Raw genomic sequence first — 19190 nt, forward strand, 5'->3', positions numbered from 1 at the left:
CGAGATGTATCGAAAGGCGGGCGTAACGGCCCGCTACGACCCGCGCACTAGGCGGCGCGGATCAATGCGCGAGCCGAATTACTCGGCACCGCCCTGCTCGGCGAGCTTGGCGCGCAGCGCGTCCGCAGTGCGGACGAACTTCGACGGCAGCGCCTGGAAGAGCGAGGCAGCCTGAGACTGCTTGCCCTTGAACGCGCCGGCCAGCTTGCTGAGCAGAACCTCGCGGGACTCGAGGTCCGCAAGCTTCTTGATGTCGTCGGCGGACAGCGCCTTGCCGTCAAGGACACCGCCCTTGATGACGAGCTTGGGGTTCTCCTTGGCGAAGTCACGCAGAGCCTTCGCCGACTCCACCGGGTCACCGGTGACGAAGGCGACCGCGGTCGAACCAGCAAGGTGCTCGTCCAGCGCGGAGATCCCGACCGAGTTGGCCGCAATCTTGGTCAGCGTGTTCTTCACCACGGCGTACTGGGCGTTCTCACCGAGCGAACGACGCAGCGTCTTGAGCTGCGCAACGGTGAGACCCGTGTACTCGGTCAGCACAACGGCGCCCGAGCTGCGGAACATGTCCTCCAGCTCGGCTACCGCGGCAGCCTTGTCGGGCCTTGCCATAGAGCGTCGGCCTCCTTCCGGGTGATGAGGACCGCGCAGAAGGGGCTGGACAAAACAAAGCGCCCCGGGCGCAGGCGCACGGGGCAACGCTCGACCGGACGAAAATCCGGGAGCCTTTCCACATTCACCTGCGCGGGTCGCCCGCTTTCAGCGGATCCTTCGGCCACCGTCCCCTTGCGGGCACGGCAACGACCAGCGGTCTTTGGCTTCGATGGAGACTGTACGGGACCGCGGTCCGCAGATGCAAATCCGCGGACCGCGGCACCGGACGGGCATCACCGGACGGGCGTCACCGGGACGGTGGCGTCCGGAAGCCGGCACCCGGAAGATCAGGCGCCCTGGGCCTTGGCGAGCTCGGAGAGGTCCACCACCTGGTCGGCGGGCGGGGTGGTGACGTCGACCGGCTGGTTGAAGTCCAGGAACTTGATCGTGAGGTCCACCGGGCCCTGGGCGCCCTCACCGCGGGTGCGGACCTGGACCGGGCGGCTGTCCTCGCCGATCCACATGTCCATGGCCAGGCTCTTGATGCCCTGGGACTCCAGCTGCTTCAGGGACTTCTCGCGGCTCTCCTTCTGCTCGGGAGTGGCCGTCGCGAGGGAGGCGCGCATCTCCTCGGTGGTGACCGTGCCGCTGAGGTGGGTGGTCTTCTTCCCCTCCACGGTCTCCTCGCCGACCACCTTGACGTCCTTGGCCGACTGGAGCTGGTTCGCCCGCTCACCGGGGTTCTCCGCCTGCTGGCCGCCGCCGTTGCCGAGGGCGTCGAGCTGCTTGGCCGCGTTGGGGTCGGCCGTCTTGAGGTCGACCTTCAGGAACTTGCCCTCGCTGCCGAGGTACATGATCCCGTCGATCAGGCGGATGTCGATGTTCTCGCCGGCCTTCGCCGGGTTGGACATCTTCATGGTCATCGCCACGGTCGGCTTGAGGCGTACGGACGCCTCGCCCTCGATCTTCTGTCCGGCGGAGGAGCCGGACATGCGGTACCGCATCGAGGTGAGGTCGACGGAGTTCTTCTGCACCTTCTGCAGGTACGCCGCCGGCTCGACCTTGGTGACCACGGGCCGGTCCCCGCCGGCCTTGTCCGCCGCCTTGCCGTCGGCCTTCTTGTCGCCGCAGGCCGTGGCCCCGCCGGCGAGCAGGACGGCCGTGAGCACGGCCACCGCGGTCCTCGTGGTCTTCGGACGCATGCGCATGTGATTCCCCACCCCTTGGTACGCGTTTCCCCGCTCCGGCACCCTACGCGCCGGTAGCAAGCCTTTCCCCCGATTTTCGCACCCGGGTACGAAAACGGGCCCTCCGCCCCCTGGGGGGACGAAGGGCCCGTGTTCAGCCACTCAGGCGAGCCGTGGGGGCTCAGCCCGCTCAGACAGCAGCCGGGTCTTCCTCGACGAGGAGGTTCCGGGTGCGGTTCGGGTCCAGCTGGATGCCGGGGCCCATCGTGGTGGTCAGGGCGGCCTTCTTGAGGTACCGGCCCTTCGCGGCGGACGGCTTCAGACGCAGGATCTCGTCCAGGGCCGCGCCGTAGTTCTCGACCAGCTGGTCATCGGAGAAGGAGACCTTGCCGATGATGAAGTGCAGGTTCGAGTGCTTGTCGACGCGGAACTCGATCTTGCCACCCTTGATCTCGGTGACGGCCTTGGCGACGTCCATGGTGACGGTGCCGGTCTTCGGGTTCGGCATCAGGCCACGCGGACCGAGCACGCGGCCGAGGCGGCCGACCTTGCCCATGAGGTCCGGGGTGGCGACAACCGCGTCGAACTCGTTCAGGCGGTTGCCCTTGGCGATCTCGTCGATCAGCTCGTCGGAGCCGACGATGTCGGCGCCGGCGGCCTCCGCGGCCGCAGCACGGTCACCGGTCGCGAAGACCAGGACCCGGGCGGTCTTGCCGGTGCCGTGCGGGAGGTTCACGGTGCCACGGACCATCTGGTCGGCCTTGCGCGGGTCAACACCCAGGCGGAAGGCCACCTCGACGGTCGCGTCGAACTTGACGGACGAGAGCTCCTTGGCCAGACGGACGGCCTCGAGCGGGGCGTACTGCTTCTCCCGGTCGATCTTGGCGTCCGCAGCGCGGAGAGTCTTGCTGCGCTTCACTTCTGCTCCTGTATTTGTTGCTTCAGGTGTGGAGTCGTGGTGCGGACCAGCGCTTGGTCCTACCACTGGGTACTGCAGGGGGCTGAACTCAGCCCTCGACGGTGATGCCCATGGAGCGGGCGGTGCCGGCGATGATCTTCTCGGCGGCGTCGAGGTCGTTGGCGTTCAGGTCGGGCATCTTGGTGGTGGCGATCTCCCGGACCTGGTCGCGCGTCAGCTTGGCGACCTTGGTCTTGTGGGGCTCGCCGGAGCCCTTCTCCACACCCGCGGCCTTGAGGATCAGGCGGGCGGCCGGCGGAGTCTTGGTGACGAAGGTGAAGGTACGGTCCTCGTAGACCGTGATCTCCACCGGCACGACCATGCCACGCTGCGACTCGGTCGCGGCGTTGTAGGCCTTGCAGAACTCCATGATGTTGACGCCGTGCTGACCCAGCGCGGGGCCGACCGGCGGGGCCGGGTTGGCCGCACCGGCGTTGATCTGGAGCTTGATAAGCCCCGTGATCTTCTTCTTCTTGGGAGGCATTGCTCTCTCCGGGTCCTAGTGAGAGTTTTCCAGCCGCCAGCCGGTCATCCGGATGGAGGCATACCGCACCACGATAACGGGTATCGGTGCGAGGCTTAAAACCGAGCAGGTCAGACCGCCCTTTGCGGGGCGGTCCGACCTGTTCGGACGACTGTGGGCCAGAAGGTCAGTTCTTCTGGATCTGGTCGAAGCTGAGCTCGACCGGGGTCTCCCGGCCGAAGATCTCGACGAGGCCCTTGACCTTCTTGGAGTCCGGGTTGATCTCGTTGATGGTCGCCTGCAGGGTGGCGAAGGGGCCGTCGGTGACGGTGACGGAGTCGCCGACCTCGAAGTCCAGGACCTGGATCTCGCGCTTGACGGCGGGCGCCGGCAGACCGGCCTCCTCCGCGGCGGCCTTGGCGGCCTTCTCCTTGGCCTCCGGGGCGAGCATCTTGACGATCTCGTCCAGGGTCAGCGGGTACGGGTCGTAGGCGTTGCCCACGAAGCCGGTGACGCCCGGGGTGTTCCGGACGACGCCCCAGGACTCGTTCGTCAGGTCCATGCGGACGAGCACGTAGCCGGGCAGCTTGTTCTGCCGGACGTTCTTGCGCTCGCCGTTCTTGATCTGGACGATCTCTTCCTCGGGCACCTCGGCCTGGTAGATGAACTCCTCGACGTTCAGCGAGACGGCGCGCTGCTCCAGGTTGGCCTTCACGCGCTTCTCGTAGCCCGCGTAGGTGTGGATCACGTACCACTCGCCGGGGAGGGTGCGGAGCTCCTCGCGCAGGGCCTGCTCCGGGTCGACCGGCTCGGCCGGCTCCTCGGGGGCCTCCTCCGCCTCCGCCTCGACGGCCTCGACCTCGTCGGTCTCGACCTCGTCGGTCTCGTCCTCGTCGGCGTCCTCGGTCTCGGCGTCCTCGTCGGCAGCCTCGTCCTCGGTGTGCAGCGCGGCTTCCTCGGCGGGCTCGCCGGCCTCGATGTCGGCGGCCTCGGCCTCGTCGGGGTCCACAGCGTCCGCCGCCTCGACGATGTCGAGCTCGTCCTCGACGGACTCGACGGAGTCGTGGCTCACGTTCAGGTTCGGGTCAGACACGGTGGCGGCTTCTTCCTGGATACAAAATTGGGTGGAACATGCGAAAACGGGCGGCACCCATCAAGGCGCCGCCCTCCGCGGGGATCAGCCGAAGACGAACTTGATGGCTTCCTGGAACCCATAGTCAATCACGGTCACCAGACCGATCATGATGAGCACGAAGACAATCACCACGGTGGTGTACGTCGTCAGCTGGTTGCGGGTCGGCCACACGACCTTGCGGAGCTCCGCCACGACCTGGCGGTAGAAAAGCGCGAGACGGCCCAGGGGGCCCTTCTTTCCGCGCTTGCCGCCCTTGCGGGCCTTCTTCTCGCGGGTCTCGTCCTCGGCGTCAGGCATGTCGATGGAGCCCAGGGCGTCCGTCACGTCTCTCACCTGAATCCGGGTCATGGCCGTGCCGCGCCCGGTTGAGCCGCACGGCGGTGCATCGAAGTACGTACCTGCGCACACGTCCGGCGAGGGAGTGTGGAGCAGGGCCGGAGGGACTCGAACCCCCAACCGCTGGTTTTGGAGACCAGTGCTCTACCAATTGAGCTACGACCCTTTGCGTCCCCCAACCTACAGCATCCGAGCGGATGCACGGTGTGCACGCGATCTCGGCGCTTGCTGAGGGCCAACGACAGGTGAGTGTACGTGTTCCGGCGCCCGACGTCGAACGACATTGATCCCTTACGGCTGCGGAGCGTGTCCGGAGCGCTCCCGGAGCAGGGCCGGAAGGAGGCCGGAACTCCCCCGGCGGGCCGTCACAAGGCCGCCGCGACGGCGCCGGAACGCCGTCGCACGGCCGCCGTATCGCCGCCGCAAGGCCGCCCCTGAAGCAATCAGTCCGCTCTCTGGAACAGGGTGCCGCGGCCGTTTGCCGTCTGGGACGATTGGGACCATGACCTCTGCAACGCCTTCCTCCGAGCGCCGGGTTTCGGCCCGCATCGGCGCCATCTCCGAGTCCGCCACCCTCGCCGTCGACGCCAAGGCCAAGGCCCTCAAGGCCGCCGGGCGCCCGGTGATCGGCTTCGGCGCGGGCGAGCCCGACTTCCCGACCCCGGACTACATCGTCGAGGCCGCGGTCGAGGCCTGCCGCGACCCGAAGTTCCACCGCTACACGCCGGCCGGCGGTCTGCCGGAGCTCAAGAAGGCCATCGCGGAGAAGACGCTGCGCGACTCGGGCTACCGGGTCGACCCCTCCCAGGTGCTGGTCACCAACGGCGGCAAGCAGGCGATCTACAACGCCTTCGCGGCGATCCTGGACCCGGGTGACGAGGTCATCGTCCCGGCCCCGTACTGGACCACCTACCCGGAGTCCATCCGCCTCGCGGGCGGCGTCCCGGTCGAGGTCGTGGCCGACGAGACCACCGGCTACCGGGTCTCCGTCGAGCAGCTGGAGGCCGCGCGCACCGAGCGCACCAAGGTCGTCCTGTTCGTCTCCCCCTCGAACCCGACCGGTGCGGTCTACAGCGAGGAGGACGCGAAGGCGATCGGCGAGTGGGCCGCCGAGCACGGCCTGTGGGTCCTCACCGACGAGATCTACGAGCACCTGGTCTACGGCGACGCGAAGTTCACCTCGCTGCCGGTGCTGGTGCCCGCCCTCGCCGACAAGTGCATCATCGTCAACGGCGTCGCGAAGACGTACGCGATGACCGGCTGGCGCGTCGGGTGGGTCATCGGCCCGCAGGACGTCATCAAGGCCGCGACCAACCTGCAGTCGCACGCCACCTCCAACGTCTCCAACGTGGCCCAGGTGGCCGCCATCGCGGCGGTCTCGGGTGACCTGGACGCGGTCGCGGAGATGCGGAAGGCCTTCGACCGCCGCCGCCAGACCATGGTGAAGATGCTCAACGAGATCGACGGCGTGTTCTGCCCGACCCCCGAGGGCGCGTTCTACGCGTACCCGTCGGTCAAGGAGCTGCTGGGCAAGGAGATCCGCGGCAAGCGCCCGCAGACCTCCGCCGAGCTGGCCTCCCTGATCCTCGACGAGGCCGAGGTCGCGGTCGTCCCGGGCGAGGCCTTCGGCACCCCCGGCTACCTGCGCCTGTCCTACGCCCTGGGCGACCAGGACCTGGTCGAGGGCGTGTCCCGGATCCAGAAGCTGCTCGCCGAGGCCAAGGCCTGAGCGACGGCGCACGGCGAAACCGGAGCGGCGTCACCCCTGGCCGGGGTGGCGCCGCTCCGGCGTTCCACGCGCCCCCGAGCGCTCCGGACGCCTCCGAGCGGTCCCGTGCGCCCCGCGCGCCCCTCGTATTCGCGTTCGGGCAAGCTCCCGTTCAGGGAATCGGGCTGCCGAACGGGTGAGGATGCGGCAGGATCACCGGATGGAGCACGTACGCGATCTCACGCTTCTGCCGAAAGCCCATCTCCACCTGCACTTCACCGGATCCATGCGGCCCTCGACGCTGCTGGAGCTCGCCGACAAGTACGGCGTACGGCTCCCGGACGCGCTGACCGCCGGTGAGCCGCCCAAGCTGCGGGCCACGGACGAACGCGGCTGGTTCCGCTTCCAGCGGCTCTACGACGCCGCCCGGTCCTGCCTGCGGGCGCCGGAGGACATCCGTCGCCTGGTCCGCGAGGCCGCCGAGGAGGACGTCCGGGACGGCAGCGGCTGGCTGGAGATCCAGGTCGACCCCACCTCGTACGCGCCGCACCTCGGCGGGCTGATCCCGGCCGTCGAGATCATCCTGGACGCGGTGGACTCCGCGTCCCGGGAGACCGGTCTCGGGATGCGGGTGCTGATCGCCGCCAACCGGATGAAGCATCCGCTGGACGCCCGCACCCTGGCCCGGCTCGCGGTGCGGTACGCCGACCGCGGCGTGGTCGGCTTCGGCCTCTCCAACGACGAGCGGCGGGGCATGGCCCGCGATTTCGACCGGGCCTTCGCCATCGCCCGGGAGGGCGGCCTGCTGGCGGCCCCGCACGGCGGGGAGCTGACCGGCCCGGCCTCGGTCCGGGACTGCCTGGACGACCTGCACGCGGCGCGCGTCGGCCACGGCGTACGGGCGGCGGAGGACCCGCGGCTGCTCAAGCGGCTGGCGGACCGGCAGATCACCTGCGAGGTCTGTCCCGCGTCCAATGTCGCCCTGGGCGTCTACGAGCGGCCCGAGGACGTCCCGCTGCGCACCCTCTTCGATGCCGGGGTGCCGATGGCGCTGGGCGCCGACGACCCGCTGCTGTTCGGCTCGCGGCTGGCCGCTCAGTACGAGATCGCCCGCCGGCACCACGGGTTCACGGACACCGAACTGGCGGAACTGGCACGGCAGTCGGTACGGGGCTCGGCCGCTCCGGAGGAGGTGCAGGCCAAGCTGCTGGCCGGCATCGACCACTGGCTCACGTCCTGAGGGCCGACGGGTCCGGTACACCGGCCGTGGCGCGGCTCAGCGGGTGAGGCGCAGGTCGCCCTGCCAGCAGTCGGCGCGCACCCGGTCGCCGTCGGCGAAGCCGATCTCCAGCAGGGTCCTGCCCCCGACGGGGTCGGCGAATTCGGCGACCGTGGCGACGGTGTCGCCGAGGTGCCGGAGGAAGGGGTGGTCGCCGAGGTCCTCGCCCACCACGACGCTGCCCCACTCCCCCATGTCGTACGGCTCGTCGGGCTCGGCCGACTCCACGATCAGGCACCAGTCGGAGCCGGTGGTGATGAGGGTGGACTCTCCCTCGCTGTCGATGAGCCAGATGTCGAGGGGGGCCTCGGACCGCTCGCCGTCATCGGTGATGTGCCAGGACGCGACGATTCTGCGGATCGCGCGGCCCACCAGCCGGGTGGGGTCCGTGCCGGCCCCGTGCAGGGGACAGTGCATCGCTCAGATGCTGACGCCGACCGTCACCGGCTCGTTGACCAGGGTGACGCCGAACGCGGCGTGCACGCCGGCGACGACCTCGCGGGCGAGTGCGAGCAGGTCCTCGGTGGTGGCGCCGCCGCGGTTGGTGAGGGCGAGGGTGTGCTTGGTGGAGATCCGGGCCGGGCCGGTGCCGTAGCCCTTGGTGAAGCCGGCCTTGTCGATCAGCCAGGCCGCGCTGGTCTTCGTCCGGCCTTCGCCGGCGGGGAAGGCCGGCGGGACCGTGCCGTCGCCGAGCCGCTCCCGGACGCGGACGAGGAACGCCTCGTACGCCTCTGGGGAGAGGATCGGGTTGGTGAAGAAGGACCCGGCGGACCAGGTGTCGTGGTCGGTGGGGTCGAGGACCATGCCCTTGCCGGCGCGCAGCCGCAGGACGGTCTCGCGGGCGGTGGCGGCCGGGACCCGGTCGCCGGCCTCGACGCCGAGGGCGCGGGCGGTCTCGGGGTACTTGACCGGTGCGGACAGGCCGTCGGCGTCCTCCAGCCGGAAGCGGACGCGCAGGACGACGTACCGGTGCGGCTGGTCCTTGAAGGTGCTGTGCCGGTACGAGAAGCCGCACGCGGCGTGGTCGAGGGTGACGGTCTCGCCGGTGGTGCGGTCGTAGGCGACGACCTCGGTGATGGTGTCGGCGACCTCCTGGCCGTACGCGCCGACGTTCTGGATCGGGGTGGCGCCTGCGGAGCCGGGGATTCCGGCGAGGCACTCGATACCCGCGAGGCCGGCCTCGACGGTACGGGCGACGGCTTCGCTCCAGTTCTCGCCGGCGGCGAGTTCCAGGGCGGCGCCGTCGAGGTGGAAGCCGGTGGTGGCGATGCGCAGGGCGGTTCCGTCGAAGCCCTCGTCGCCGATGACCAGGTTGCTGCCGCCGCCGATGACCAGCAGCGGCGTGCCGCTCTCGTCCGCGGCACGGACGGCGGCGACGACCTCGGCGTCGGTGGTCGCGGTCACCAGGCGGGCGGCCGGGCCGCCCAGGCGGAAGGTGGTCAGGGGGGCGAGGGGGGCGTGGTGGATTTCCTGCACGAGCACAAGAGTACGGTCCGCGGCTCCGGCTTCCCGGCGGGGCCACGGACCGTACGTCGCGGCGGTCAGGGCCGGCCGCCCTGGCGCTGCTGCTCGGCGGCGAGGCGGCGTTCGGCCTCCGCCCAGGTGATGGGCAGGTCGGACGCCTTCGCGGTCCAGAAGGTGAAGGCCGACTCCTTCATGTGCGCGGCGGCGGCGCGGGCGCTGGAACGGTGCGGCTCGGCGGCGGCGAAGCGGTGGAGGGCGTCGCGGTCCTGCCAGGCGGACAGGGTGAGGAAGGTACGGCGCGGGACGCGGGCGCGGAGGGCGGCGCCGTGGGCACCGGGGGCCTTGCGGATCTGGCCGATGATGCCGGGGGCCTTGAGGAAGAAGCGGAGGGCGCCGGGCAGGGTCCGGGTCTCGAAGCGGGAGGCCATGACGTAGACCTCGGTGTCGGGCGAGTCGGGTGCGGTGGGGGTCATCCACGGGATGTCGGGCATGGCCGGTCTCCTTCGTACTCGGCGTGTGGTGCTCGGCGCTTGGTGCTCGGCGTGTGGCGCTCGGACGGACGGGTGGCGCGGCTTCGGGTCAGCGTGCGGCGGGAACCTTCACCGGGGCAGCGGGCTGCTCGCCGACTCCCTCGCCGGCCGGCACCGGTGCGGTCCGCCGCCGGCCCGGCACGAGCAGGGCGAGCAGGGCGGCCACCGTGACGGCGGCGGCGCCGATCCACAGGGCGGGCACGGTGCCGTCGGTGAAGGCCGCGGGCGACTCGTAACCGCCCTGAGCGGAGAAGACCGAGGCCAGGACCGCCACGCCGAGGGCTCCGCCGACCTCGCGGAGGGCGTTGTTGGCGCCGGAGGCCATGCCCTGGTCGGCGGGGCCGACGGTGGACATCAGCACGTGGGCGGCGGGGGCGAAGTACAGGGCCATGCCGATGCCGCTGAGGATGAGCGCCGGGAGCTGGGCGGCGTAGGACACCCCGGGGTCGAGGATCACCGCGAACCAGGCGAGGCCGGCCGCCTGGAAGGCCAGTCCGGCGGCGACGACCGGGCGGCCGCCGATCCGGTCGGCGAGGATGCCGGCGAGCGGGGCGACGACCATGGGCATCGCGGTCCAGGGCAGCATGCGCAGGCCGGCCTCGGTGGGCGAGTAGCCGGAGACGCCCTGGAGGAACTGGCTGAGCAGGAAGATCGAGCCGAACATGCCGAGGTACATCAGCAGGCTCGCGATGTTGATGCCGAAGAACCCGCGGTCGCGGAAGAGCCGCATGGGGAGCATGGGGCGCTTGTTGTGGAAGCCGTGGTGGACGAACCCGCCGACGAGGGCGGTGCCGGCGATCAGGGCGGTGAGCACCCGGGCGCTGGTCCAGCCGTGGGCGTTGGCGTTGACCAGGCCGTAGACGATGCCGAAGAGGCCGCCGCTGATGAGGAGGGTGCCGGGGAGGTCCAGGCGGGCGCCGGGGGCGGTGGACTCGGTCAGCCGGAGCCGGGCCAGGGGGATCAGCAGGAGGCCGAGCGGGACGTTGATCCAGAAGATCCACTGCCAGGAGATGTGCTCGGTGAGGCTGCCGCCGATGAGCGGGCCGGCGGCGACGGCCACGCCGCTGACGGCTCCGTAGATGCCCAGGGCCATGCCGCGGCGGGCGGCCGGGACGGCGGCCGTGAGCAGGGTGAGGGTGAGCGGCATCATGATCGCGGCGCCGACCCCCTGGACGGCGCGGGCGGCGATGAGCCCGTCGATGCCGGAGGCGAGGGCGGCCGCGGCGGAGGCTCCGGTGAAGACCGCGAGGCCGGCGATGAAGAGGCGGCGGCGGCCGAAGCGGTCGCCGAGGGCGGCGCCGAACATGAGCAGGACCGCGAAGGTGAGCGTGTAGGCGTTCACCGTCCATTCGAGGTCTTCGAGCTTTCCGCCCAGGTCCGCCCTGATGGCGGGGAGGGCGGTGGTGACGACGAGGTTGTCGAGGGCGGCCATGAAGCCGGCGGCGCCGGTCAGGACCAGGGCCCAGACCGCTCGGGCGCCGAGCCGGGTGGCCCGCCGGTCGTCCTGCTGAACGTTCACGATTCCCCCTGATGTGTGTGGTTGCGCCAGATTTCTAGTTAGTTATTGCTGACTAACTTTCGCGGACAGGGAACACGGCCCCACGCGGACCCGCGCTCACTGCGGCCGGCAGCCGGCCGGGCCGGCCGAACCGGCCGCATCGCCGACCCCGTCCGCGAACCCGTCCCAGATCCGGTGGTCGGCGGGGAAGCCCATGGCCGACAGGGTGTTGATGAGCATGCCCTTCGCCATGAACTCCGTGACCCGCCGGGCGTCCCCGCCGAGCGGGATCCGTACGGTGTCCCACAGCTCCAGCCAGCCGGCCCGCACGAGCTCCCCGAGCTCGTGGTCACCGGCAGCCTCGGCCGCGGCCACGGTGACGTACATCTGGAGCTGCATCTGCAGCATCGCCGGATCCTCGGCGATCAGCCTCATGTACGCCTCGCCCATGGCGTCGAGCGCCTCCTCGCCGTGCAGTCCGTCGGACGCCTCGGCGAAGACCTGGCGGGTGCTCTCCAGGCAGCGGGTCGCCGCGGCCAGGAAGATGGCCTGCTTGCCGGGGAAGAGACGGAAGAGGTACGGCTGCGAGACCCCCACCCGCTTGGCGATCGCCTCGGTGGACGTGCCGTGATAGCCGCCCTGCGCGAACTCCTGCACGGCGGCACGGATGACGCTCTCGCGCCGCTCTTCTGCACTCATCCTGACCATGCGACTAAGTTAGTGCGCAATCACTAACTTAGTCAAGGGGCAAAGAGGCGCCCCCGGGAACGGGGGCGCCTCGGACCCGGATGCGGCGGCTCTCAGGCGAGCTGCACGACGGCCCGGGACATGCCCAGCACCTTCTGCCCGGCGCTGGTGGCCGTCAGGTCGACTCGGACCCGGTTGCCGTCCAGCAGGGCCGCGACCTTGCCGCTGACCTCGACGACCGCGCCGGCGTCGTCGTTCGGGACCACCACCGGCTTGGTGAAGCGGACGCCGTACTCGACGACCGCGCCCGGGTCGCCGGCCCAGTCGGTGACCACCCGGATCGCCTCGGCCATGGTGAACATGCCGTGCGCGATCACGTCCGGCAGTCCCACCTCCTTGGCGAACTTCTCGTTCCAGTGGATCGGGTTGAAGTCGCCGGAGGCGCCCGCGTACCGGACGAGGGCGGCGCGGGTCACCGGGAAGGTCCGGGCCGGCAGCTCCGTGCCGACCTCGACGTCCGCGTAACCGATCTTCGCGGTCATCTCACGCCTCCTCTGCGTCTGCGGCGCGGGACACGAGCTTGGTCCAGGCCGTCACCACGTGCTCGCCGGTCGCGTCGTGGACCTCGCCGCGGATGTCCAGGATGTCGTTGCCCGCGAGGGACTTGATCGCCTCGATGGTCGAGGTCACGGTCAGCCGGTCACCGGCCCGGACCGGACGGGTGTAGGCGAACTTCTGGTCGCCGTGCACCACCCGGTCGTAGTTCAGGCCCAGCTGCGGGTCCTGGATGACCAGACCGGCGGCCTTGAATGTGATCGTGAACACAAAGGTCGGCGGGGCGATCACATCGGAATGGCCGAGTTCCTTGGCGGCTTCGAGATCGGTGTAGGCGGGGTTGGCGTCACCCACGGCCTCCGCGAATTCGCGGATCTTCTCCCTGCCGACCTCGTACGGATCGGTGGGCGGATAGGTCCGCCCCACGAAGGACTGGTCGAGCGCCATGGATCGCTACCTCCTGGTAGAAACTGCGGAAACGACACGAGGCCGCCCCCCTGGAAAGGGGACGACCTCGTGCCTGTGCCTGTGTGCGGAGACTCGCTAGTGTCAGCGGGTCTCGCGGTGCGCGGTGTGCGAGTTGCAGCGCGGGCAGTGCTTCTTCATCTCAAGACGGTCCGGGTTGTTGCGCCGGTTCTTCTTGGTGATGTAGTTCCGCTCCTTGCACTCCACGCAGGCCAGCGTGATCTTCGGGCGGACGTCGGTGGCAGCCACGTGAGTGCTCCTTGACGGACGGATGGACGGATGAACGCATAAAAGAGTAGCCGATCGGGAGACCGACCCCACAATCGGCTACTGGGTGTAGCGGCGACCGGACTTGAACCGGTGACACAGCGATTATGAGCCGCTTGCTCTACCGACTGAGCTACGCCGCTTTGATGTGATCGGTTCCTCGACCGAAGACGAGGAACTTCTCCCACCAGAGCCCCAATGCGGAATCGAACCGCAGACCTTCTCCTTACCATGGAGACGCTCTACCGACTGAGCTATTGGGGCGAGCAGGGAAGACATTACACGGCCTCCTGCCGATCGCCCAAATCCTTTGCGCGCGGGCGCTCCGGCGGGGCTCCCGGGCCCGTCGTCGGCGCTCAAGCGGGGGTCCCGGGCCCGTCGTCGCCGCTCCGGCGGGGGCGCAACACCGGTACGACTATTCGCCTCTTCCGTGATGGGCGCAGCACGGCGCCCTAGGCTCTGACCACGCTGCGTGATCTTGGGCCGTGGCCCAGGAACCGCCCGAGCCACCGCAGGAGCGCGATGCCCGACAGCCACCCACACGGACACGGCTCCGCGCACGGATCGGCCGCCGAGCCGACCTCCCTGCTGCTCTCGGGGGCCAGGCTCACCGACGGCCGCACCGTCGACGTCCGGCTCAGCGGCGGGCGGATCCAGGCGGTGGGCACCGCGGGGAGCCTGCCCGCCCCCACTCCGTCCCGGGTCGACCTCAGCGGCTTCCTGCTGCTGCCCGCGCCCGCGGAACCGCACGCCCACGGGGACACCGCGCTGACCGCCGACGGGCAGGGTCCGGCCGGCTGCGGTGCCGACGAGGTGCAGCGCCGCGCCACCGAGGCGGCTCTGCTGCAGCTCGGCCACGGCGCGACCGCGGTCCGCTCGCACGTGCGGATCGGCGACGTGCACGGGCTGGCGCCGATGGAGGCGGTGCTCCAGGCGCGCCGCTCGCTGCGCGGCCTGACCGACCTCACGGCCGTGGCCATGCCCCGGCTGCTGACCGGCGTGGCCGGCGCGGACGGCCTCGCGATGCTCCGGGACGCGGTGAAGATGGGCGCGGCGGTGGTGGGCGGCTGCCCGGACCTGGATCCGGACCCGACCGGATTCATCGAGGCGGTGCTGGAGCTGGCGGCCGAGCACGGCTGCCCGGTGGACCTGCACACCGACGGGGACGATCCGGCCCGGCTGGCCCGGCTGGCGGCCATGGCGGGCGGGCTGCGCCCGGGGGTCACCATCGGCCCCTGCGGCGGGATGTCCCGGCTTCCGCTGGACGTGGCGACGCGCGCGGCGGACCAGCTGGCGGCGGCCGGGGTGCGGGTCACCTGTCTTCCGCAGGGCGACTGTGCGGCCCTGGAGCGGCGCGGCCCGCGCGGCGCGCCGGTACGGCTGCTGCGGGCGGCCGGGGTGCGGGTGGCGGCCGGCAGCGGGGCGCTGCGGGACGCCGCCAATCCGGTGGGCCGCGGGGACCCGCTCGAAGCGGCGTTCCTGCTCTCCTCGCAGGGCGGGCTGCGGCCCGCGGACGCCTACGAGACGGTCAGCGCGGCGGCCCGGTCGGCGATGGGGCTGCCGGAGATCCGGGTGGAGGCGGGGTTCCCGGCGGAGCTGCTCGCCGTGCGCGGGGACGGGATCGCGGGGGTCCTGTCGCTGGCGTACAGCCGGATCGTGATCCACCGGGGCCGGGTGGTGGCGCGTACCAGTGCGGTGCGGGAGTACTGCGACTCGGCGGTGGCGGCGGCCCTGGACCTCCCCCGGCAGGGCCGTATGGAGCCGGGCCCCTGAGTGTTCCCGGGCGGTGGCGGGCCGCTCGTCGTACGGTCGGGGCATGCGCATCGTCATCGCGGGTGGACACGGTCGGATCGCGCTGCGGCTGGAGCGGTTGCTGTCGGCGCGCGGGTACGAGGTCGCGGGCATCATCCGCGACCCGGCCCAAGGCGGCGATCTGAGGGAGGCGGGTGCCGAACCGGTGCTCTGCGACCTGGAGTCGGCCTCCCTGGAACGGGTGGCCGCGGTCCTGCAGGGTGCGGACGCCGTGGTGTTCGCGGCGGGAGCCGGTCCGGGCAGCGGGGCCGCGCGCAAGGACACGGTGGACCGGGGTGCGGCGGTGCTGTTCGCGGACGCGGCCGAACGGGCGCGGGTGCGCCGCTTCCTGATGGTCTCCGCGATGGGTGCGCACACGGACCATCCGGGTGCCGAGGTGTTCGACGCGTACCTGCGCGCCAAGGGTGCGGCGGACGACCACGTCCGGACCCGGCTGGGGCTGGAGTGGACGGTCCTGCGCCCGGGGATGCTGACGGATGATCCGGGCACCGGCCGGGTCCGCCTGGAGGCGTCCACCGGCCGCGGCCCGGTGCCGCGCGACGATGTGGCGGCGGTGCTGGCCGAGCTGATCGAGACCCCGGCGACGGCCGGCCTGACGCTGGAACTGGTCTCGGGGGGCACGCCGGTGGACGTCGCGGTGAAGGACGTGGCCGGCAACTGACCCCGGTGGCTCCGGGAATCCGTCAGGTCCGGCCCGTACGCCCTCCGGGGGGGGCCTGCGAGGGTCAGAAGTCGACGGACACGTGGTCGTCGGAGCGGCCGACGGAGTCCTGCTGGAACTGGTCCTCGTAGGCGGTGCGGATCCGTTCGATGCTCCGGTCGCGCTCCTCGGCGCTCTTCTCCGGGTACAGGAGGATCAGCTCGTAGGAGGACTCGCGCACGATCTTGCCGTCCTCGCCCCGCCACTGCCCGTACCCCTCCTGGAGGGTGAGCCCCTCGGGGAAGGCCGGGGTGACCTCGCGGTCGAGGAAGCGCATGAACTCCGCCTTCCCGATCTCTCCGCCGCCGGTCCGCTGCGTCCCGAAGTAGAGCCGGGTCTCGGTGTACGGCCGGGTCTCGGCCGGGTCCAGTGCGCCGACCAGGGCCGGCACTCCGGCTGCGATCAGGGCGGCGAGCACCCCGGTACCGACGGCGCCTCGCGCCTCAGAAGTCCATTTCACGCGTGGTCAACGACCCGGTTCCGGCGATGATGCGGAAGTGCCGCGGAAGTGCGTCCGTCCGGGCGTGCGGGAAGTACCGGCATGCGAGAAGACCCCCGTCCACTGCGTTTCCGCAGGTGTACGGGGGTCTCACATCGCGTGGCGGCGCCAGGATTCGAACCTGGGTAGGCTAAGCCGACGGATTTACAGTCCGCTCCCATTGGCCACTCGGGCACACCGCCATGGGATGTCGCCTTCGTTTCCCGCTTTTCTGCGGTGTTCTCCGGCAACGACGTAAACGATACCCGATGCTCGGGGGTGCTTCGCCACCGGATTGATCAGTGCCGGGGACGGACGCCGCGGGGAGGGGACCCCCTAGGCTTTGCGGAGCGGGTCCGGCACTGCCGTCCGCGCCCCCGTGAGCACATTGCAGCCGACTTCAAGGAGCCACAGCACATGGCCGACTCCAGTTTCGACATCGTCTCGAAGGTCGAGCGGCAGGAGGTCGACAACGCCCTCAACCAGGCCGCCAAGGAGCTCTCGCAGCGCTACGACTTCAAGGGCACCGGCGCCTCCATCGCCTGGTCCGGCGACAAGATCCTCATGGAGGCGAACTCCGAGGACCGGGTCAAGGCCGTCCTCGACGTCTTCGAGACCAAGCTGGTCAAGCGCGGCATCTCGCTGAAGGCGCTGGACGCCGGCGAGCCGCAGCTGTCCGGCAAGGAGTACAAGATCTTCGCGACGATCGAGGAAGGCATCTCCCAGGAGAACGCCAAGAAGGTCGCGAAGATGATCCGCGACGAGGGCCCCAAGGGCGTCAAGGCCCAGGTGCAGGGTGAAGAGCTGCGCGTCAGCTCCAAGAGCCGGGACGACCTGCAGGCCGTCCAGCAGCTGCTCAAGGGCAAGGACCTGGACTTCGCGATCCAGTTCGTGAACTACCGCTGACCTGCTCCCGCTTCGCGCCTGTGACGGGCGGCCGGCCCTCGGGCCCGGCCGCCCCTCGGGCTACTGCCAGCCGAGGTCCTGCTTGGACTCGTGCTGGACGTGGCCCCGCTGCCCCTGGTCGGCCTGCCGGGTCTGCTGCGTCTGCCGGGCGGTGTCCGGGGCCTCGGAGGCCGCCGCGGGGGAAACCAGGGCGGCCCCGGTGGCTGCCAGCAGGAGGGTCGCGGTGGCGAGCGCACGGCGGGCGGAGTGGCGGTTGATCACGCGTGTCACTGGCAGAGCCTTTCCGGGAGGGCCGAGCATCGGCACTGGACAGGAGTCTCGGCCGGTGGGGGCCCCAGGAGAAGAGGAAAGGGCTGGCCACAAAGGGTCATGTCCCAAGTCGTCCCGGACGGCCGGTGCACCGGACGGGGCCCCCGGCGGTGGGGGGCACCGGGAGCACCCGGAAGACTGTGCCGGGCGGCGGCGGCCGGCGGACAGGCCGTGACGGTGGCCTTTTCCGGCCGGGACCGGAACAGGCCGGACGTGACATGATGCTGACTCCTTACTGGGGGACCCCGGGCGAATCACATCAGCGAACGCCGCCTCGACCAACGGGCACGCGTGCGCCAGGCCGACCCGGCCGTGACCTGTCCGGACGGCAAGGGGGCTGAGACGCGTGCCAGGAGACGTGGCCGAGACCCGCAGGAGCGACCACTCCGAGCGGGCACCCGAGGAGACCGGGACGACGCCGCCGTGCCCGGAGGAGCCCCCCGGACTACCCGTGGAGCCCGGCGGCGGCCGGTCCGCGCTCGAACTCGACCAGGACGCGCAGGACGTGTACCGGGCGATGCTGCTGCACCCGCACGACGGTGTGGCCGACCTGGCCCTGCGGCTGGAGCGGGATCCGGAGCGAATACGCCGTGCCCGCGACCGGCTGAGCGCCCTGGCCCTGCTCCGCACCTCGACCCACAACCCGGGCGGGGTGCACGTGGTGAACCCGGAGGCGGGCATGGACGCGCTGCTCGCCCGGCAGCGGGCCGAGCTCGCCGCCCAGCAGCAGCGGCTGGCGGAGACCCAGGCGCTCGCCTCGCGGCTGGCCGCCGAGTACCACCGGATGCGCCCGTACGAGGAGCACCGCGCGGCCGAGGTGCTGATCGGCGTGGAGACCGTACGGCTGCGGCTGGCGGAAATCACCAGGGACGTGCGGGAGGAAGTGCTGTCGTTCGCGCCGGACGGGGCACAGACCGAGGCGAACCGGACGGCCGCGCAGCCGCTGAACCAGCAGGTCCTGGACCGCGGTGTGCGAATGCGCACGGTGTACCTGGACAGCATCCGCAACAGCCCGCCGACCGTGGCGCACGCGGCCTGGCTGACCGAGCGCGGCGCCCAGGTGCGGACCGTGCCCTCGCTCCCCACCCGCATGATCATCGTGGACCGGAAGCTGGCCGTGGTGCCGGTGGACCCGGAGGACTCCTCGGCGGGGGCCACGATCCTGTCCGGCGCCGGGGTGCTCGCCGCGCTGTGCGCGCTCTTCGACCAGGTGTGGCAGGAGGCCGTCCCGCTCGGGGAGGCGCCGAAGCCCCGGGGGCACGCGCAGGCGCTGACCGGGCAGGAGCGCATGGTGCTGTGGCTGCTGGCGGAGGGACTCACCGACGAGGCCATCGCCAAGCGGCTGGGCGTGTCCTCGCGTACCGCCCGTCGGCTGGCCAGTGCCCTGATGGAGCGTCTGGGGGCGCGCAGCCGCTTCCAGGCGGGTGCGCTGGCGGCCACCCAGGGGTGGCTGCCGGAGCGGGACGCGGGTTCGACCGAGGTGGCCTAGACACGGCCTGGGCAGCACCTTTCGGATCTTGACGGCCGGGTCGGACGTTTCGGGTCAGGGCCGGTTCGGGCCAGCGCGGACGTCTGGTTCGGGCCACAGGTCAGGGGCAGAGTGAGCAGCGCCGGCCGCGGAGCGGAAGGAAGATTCCGCTCCCCGGCCGATGTTCCCGTCCCCGGATCCGGAAGGAGTGGACCCATGTCGCAGCAGCTCGCCGAGACCGTCGAGGCCCAGGCCGCGCAGACCGTCGAGGTTGCCGAGGAGGTGCTGGCGGAGGAGCTGGAGTTCGACCGCGAGACCCTGAACGACCTGCTCGCCGTCAAGCACCGCTCGTAGCAGCACCGAAGCAGACGCCGTCCGTCCGCCGTTCGGGCTG

General features: G+C 70.9%; 23 protein-coding genes and 4 tRNA genes. 7 read left to right on the plus strand and 20 right to left on the minus strand.

Translation table 11 applies throughout. The features are described 5' to 3' along the window. Positions 1–78: 78 nt before the first annotated feature. The 7 genes from rplJ to AB0O36_RS07515 form a co-directional block, all read right to left on the minus strand. Positions 79–609 (minus strand): 50S ribosomal protein L10, encoded by a 531-nt coding sequence (gene rplJ / locus AB0O36_RS07485; RefSeq protein ID WP_365105475.1) that lies wholly within the window; start codon positions 607–609, stop codon positions 79–81. A gap of 329 nt (positions 610–938) precedes the next feature. Further along, positions 939–1799, minus strand: coding sequence for a hypothetical protein (locus AB0O36_RS07490; RefSeq protein ID WP_365105478.1), 861 nt, complete (start codon positions 1797–1799; stop codon positions 939–941). A gap of 169 nt (positions 1800–1968) precedes the next feature. Then, a complete protein-coding gene (rplA, locus tag AB0O36_RS07495) occupies positions 1969–2697 on the minus strand; it encodes a 50S ribosomal protein L1 (protein ID WP_365105481.1) in 729 nt (242 codons plus the stop codon). Positions 2698–2785: 88 nt separating this feature from the next. Continuing rightward, the gene (gene rplK, locus AB0O36_RS07500) at positions 2786–3220 is read right to left on the minus strand and encodes a 50S ribosomal protein L11 (protein ID WP_365105484.1); all 435 of its coding nucleotides are present in this window, start codon (positions 3218–3220) and stop codon (positions 2786–2788) included. Positions 3221–3386: 166 nt separating this feature from the next. Beyond that, positions 3387–4292 (minus strand): transcription termination/antitermination protein NusG, encoded by a 906-nt coding sequence (gene nusG / locus AB0O36_RS07505; RefSeq protein WP_365105487.1) that lies wholly within the window; start codon positions 4290–4292, stop codon positions 3387–3389. 84 nt (positions 4293–4376) lie between these two features. After that, on the minus strand, positions 4377–4658 hold the full coding sequence (gene secE, locus AB0O36_RS07510) for a preprotein translocase subunit SecE (protein WP_365106142.1): 282 nt from the start codon (positions 4656–4658) through the stop codon (positions 4377–4379). Between the two features lie 105 nt (positions 4659–4763). Beyond that, positions 4764–4836 (minus strand) — tRNA-Trp (locus tag AB0O36_RS07515). A gap of 336 nt (positions 4837–5172) precedes the next feature. Between AB0O36_RS07515 and AB0O36_RS07520 the strand changes: the two genes are divergently transcribed. Both AB0O36_RS07520 and AB0O36_RS07525 read left to right on the plus strand, forming a co-directional pair. Beyond that, on the plus strand, positions 5173–6399 hold the full coding sequence (locus tag AB0O36_RS07520) for a pyridoxal phosphate-dependent aminotransferase (RefSeq protein ID WP_365105489.1): 1227 nt from the start codon (positions 5173–5175) through the stop codon (positions 6397–6399). A 199-nt stretch (positions 6400–6598) separates the two neighbouring features. Then, positions 6599–7618 (plus strand): adenosine deaminase, encoded by a 1020-nt coding sequence (locus tag AB0O36_RS07525; RefSeq protein WP_365105492.1) that lies wholly within the window; start codon positions 6599–6601, stop codon positions 7616–7618. A gap of 36 nt (positions 7619–7654) precedes the next feature. Here AB0O36_RS07525 and AB0O36_RS07530 read toward each other — a convergent pair whose 3' ends face one another. From AB0O36_RS07530 to AB0O36_RS07575, 10 genes are all read right to left on the minus strand, one after another. Further along, the gene (locus AB0O36_RS07530) at positions 7655–8074 is read right to left on the minus strand and encodes a hypothetical protein (RefSeq protein WP_365105494.1); all 420 of its coding nucleotides are present in this window, start codon (positions 8072–8074) and stop codon (positions 7655–7657) included. Positions 8075–8077: 3 nt separating this feature from the next. After that, a complete protein-coding gene (locus AB0O36_RS07535; protein ID WP_365105497.1) occupies positions 8078–9133 on the minus strand; it encodes a UDP-N-acetylmuramate dehydrogenase in 1056 nt (351 codons plus the stop codon). Positions 9134–9198: 65 nt separating this feature from the next. Further along, entirely contained in the window at positions 9199–9612 is a 414-nt protein-coding gene (locus AB0O36_RS07540) for a DUF3291 domain-containing protein (RefSeq protein WP_365105500.1), read from the minus strand. An 88-nt stretch (positions 9613–9700) separates the two neighbouring features. Then, positions 9701–11170 (minus strand): MFS transporter, encoded by a 1470-nt coding sequence (locus AB0O36_RS07545; RefSeq protein WP_365105503.1) that lies wholly within the window; start codon positions 11168–11170, stop codon positions 9701–9703. Positions 11171–11266: 96 nt separating this feature from the next. Continuing rightward, positions 11267–11857, minus strand: coding sequence for a helix-turn-helix domain-containing protein (locus AB0O36_RS07550; protein ID WP_365105506.1), 591 nt, complete (start codon positions 11855–11857; stop codon positions 11267–11269). Positions 11858–11949: 92 nt separating this feature from the next. Continuing rightward, entirely contained in the window at positions 11950–12378 is a 429-nt protein-coding gene (locus tag AB0O36_RS07555; RefSeq protein WP_365105508.1) for a MaoC family dehydratase, read from the minus strand. Between the two features lies 1 nt (position 12379). After that, positions 12380–12838, minus strand: a complete 459-nt coding sequence (locus tag AB0O36_RS07560; protein WP_365105510.1) for a MaoC family dehydratase N-terminal domain-containing protein — start codon at positions 12836–12838, stop codon at positions 12380–12382. Between the two features lie 102 nt (positions 12839–12940). Then, on the minus strand, positions 12941–13105 hold the full coding sequence (gene rpmG, locus AB0O36_RS07565) for a 50S ribosomal protein L33 (protein ID WP_003956487.1): 165 nt from the start codon (positions 13103–13105) through the stop codon (positions 12941–12943). A gap of 88 nt (positions 13106–13193) precedes the next feature. Beyond that, positions 13194–13266, minus strand: a tRNA-Met gene (locus AB0O36_RS07570). Positions 13267–13314: 48 nt separating this feature from the next. Continuing rightward, a tRNA-Thr gene (locus AB0O36_RS07575) sits at positions 13315–13387 on the minus strand. A gap of 258 nt (positions 13388–13645) precedes the next feature. On the opposite strand from AB0O36_RS07575, the gene AB0O36_RS07580 reads away from it, so the two are divergent. Further along, positions 13646–14896: an amidohydrolase family protein gene (locus AB0O36_RS07580; RefSeq protein ID WP_365105513.1), complete on the plus strand. Its 1251-nt coding sequence runs from the start codon at positions 13646–13648 to the stop codon at positions 14894–14896. A 43-nt stretch (positions 14897–14939) separates the two neighbouring features. Next, positions 14940–15596, plus strand: a complete 657-nt coding sequence (locus AB0O36_RS07585) for an SDR family oxidoreductase (RefSeq protein WP_365105516.1) — start codon at positions 14940–14942, stop codon at positions 15594–15596. A gap of 64 nt (positions 15597–15660) precedes the next feature. On the opposite strand, the gene AB0O36_RS07590 is transcribed toward AB0O36_RS07585, so the two are convergent. Continuing rightward, on the minus strand, positions 15661–16095 hold the full coding sequence (locus AB0O36_RS07590) for a DUF3574 domain-containing protein (RefSeq protein WP_365105519.1): 435 nt from the start codon (positions 16093–16095) through the stop codon (positions 15661–15663). A gap of 139 nt (positions 16096–16234) precedes the next feature. After that, positions 16235–16316 (minus strand) — tRNA-Tyr (locus AB0O36_RS07595). A 214-nt stretch (positions 16317–16530) separates the two neighbouring features. Between AB0O36_RS07595 and AB0O36_RS07600 the strand changes: the two genes are divergently transcribed. Beyond that, positions 16531–17019 (plus strand): YajQ family cyclic di-GMP-binding protein, encoded by a 489-nt coding sequence (locus tag AB0O36_RS07600; protein WP_365105522.1) that lies wholly within the window; start codon positions 16531–16533, stop codon positions 17017–17019. Positions 17020–17079: 60 nt separating this feature from the next. Here AB0O36_RS07600 and AB0O36_RS07605 read toward each other — a convergent pair whose 3' ends face one another. Then, complete coding sequence (locus tag AB0O36_RS07605) at positions 17080–17289, minus strand: hypothetical protein (protein WP_365105525.1); 210 nt, start codon at positions 17287–17289, stop codon at positions 17080–17082. A 385-nt stretch (positions 17290–17674) separates the two neighbouring features. On the opposite strand from AB0O36_RS07605, the gene AB0O36_RS07610 reads away from it, so the two are divergent. Both AB0O36_RS07610 and AB0O36_RS07615 read left to right on the plus strand, forming a co-directional pair. Continuing rightward, positions 17675–18817: a helix-turn-helix transcriptional regulator gene (locus AB0O36_RS07610; protein WP_365105528.1), complete on the plus strand. Its 1143-nt coding sequence runs from the start codon at positions 17675–17677 to the stop codon at positions 18815–18817. Between the two features lie 195 nt (positions 18818–19012). Further along, on the plus strand, positions 19013–19150 hold the full coding sequence (locus AB0O36_RS07615; protein ID WP_365105531.1) for a hypothetical protein: 138 nt from the start codon (positions 19013–19015) through the stop codon (positions 19148–19150). Positions 19151–19190: the final 40 nt, after the last annotated feature.

The sequence above is a fragment of the Streptomyces sp. NPDC089799 genome (assembly GCF_040684755.1).
In the GTDB taxonomy this organism is placed as follows: domain Bacteria; phylum Actinomycetota; class Actinomycetes; order Streptomycetales; family Streptomycetaceae; genus Streptomyces.

Bases quoted from the DNA above. Each gene is read 5' to 3' on its own strand.
- rplJ (WP_365105475.1), bottom strand. From the start codon at position 609: ATGGCAAGGCCCGACAAGGCTGCCGCGGTAGCCGAGCTGGAGGACATG.
- AB0O36_RS07490 (WP_365105478.1), bottom strand. From the start codon at position 1,799: ATGCGCATGCGTCCGAAGACCACGAGGACCGCGGTGGCCGTGCTCACG.
- rplK (WP_365105484.1), bottom strand. From the start codon at position 3,220: ATGCCTCCCAAGAAGAAGAAGATCACGGGGCTTATCAAGCTCCAGATC.
- AB0O36_RS07520 (WP_365105489.1), top strand. From the start codon at position 5,173: ATGACCTCTGCAACGCCTTCCTCCGAGCGCCGGGTTTCGGCCCGCATC.
- AB0O36_RS07525 (WP_365105492.1), top strand. From the start codon at position 6,599: ATGGAGCACGTACGCGATCTCACGCTTCTGCCGAAAGCCCATCTCCAC.
- AB0O36_RS07530 (WP_365105494.1), bottom strand. From the start codon at position 8,074: ATGCACTGTCCCCTGCACGGGGCCGGCACGGACCCCACCCGGCTGGTG.
- AB0O36_RS07540 (WP_365105500.1), bottom strand. From the start codon at position 9,612: ATGCCCGACATCCCGTGGATGACCCCCACCGCACCCGACTCGCCCGAC.
- AB0O36_RS07550 (WP_365105506.1), bottom strand. From the start codon at position 11,857: ATGGTCAGGATGAGTGCAGAAGAGCGGCGCGAGAGCGTCATCCGTGCC.
- AB0O36_RS07555 (WP_365105508.1), bottom strand. From the start codon at position 12,378: ATGACCGCGAAGATCGGTTACGCGGACGTCGAGGTCGGCACGGAGCTG.
- AB0O36_RS07560 (WP_365105510.1), bottom strand. From the start codon at position 12,838: ATGGCGCTCGACCAGTCCTTCGTGGGGCGGACCTATCCGCCCACCGAT.
- AB0O36_RS07580 (WP_365105513.1), top strand. From the start codon at position 13,646: ATGCCCGACAGCCACCCACACGGACACGGCTCCGCGCACGGATCGGCC.
- AB0O36_RS07585 (WP_365105516.1), top strand. From the start codon at position 14,940: ATGCGCATCGTCATCGCGGGTGGACACGGTCGGATCGCGCTGCGGCTG.
- AB0O36_RS07600 (WP_365105522.1), top strand. From the start codon at position 16,531: ATGGCCGACTCCAGTTTCGACATCGTCTCGAAGGTCGAGCGGCAGGAG.
- AB0O36_RS07615 (WP_365105531.1), top strand. From the start codon at position 19,013: ATGTCGCAGCAGCTCGCCGAGACCGTCGAGGCCCAGGCCGCGCAGACC.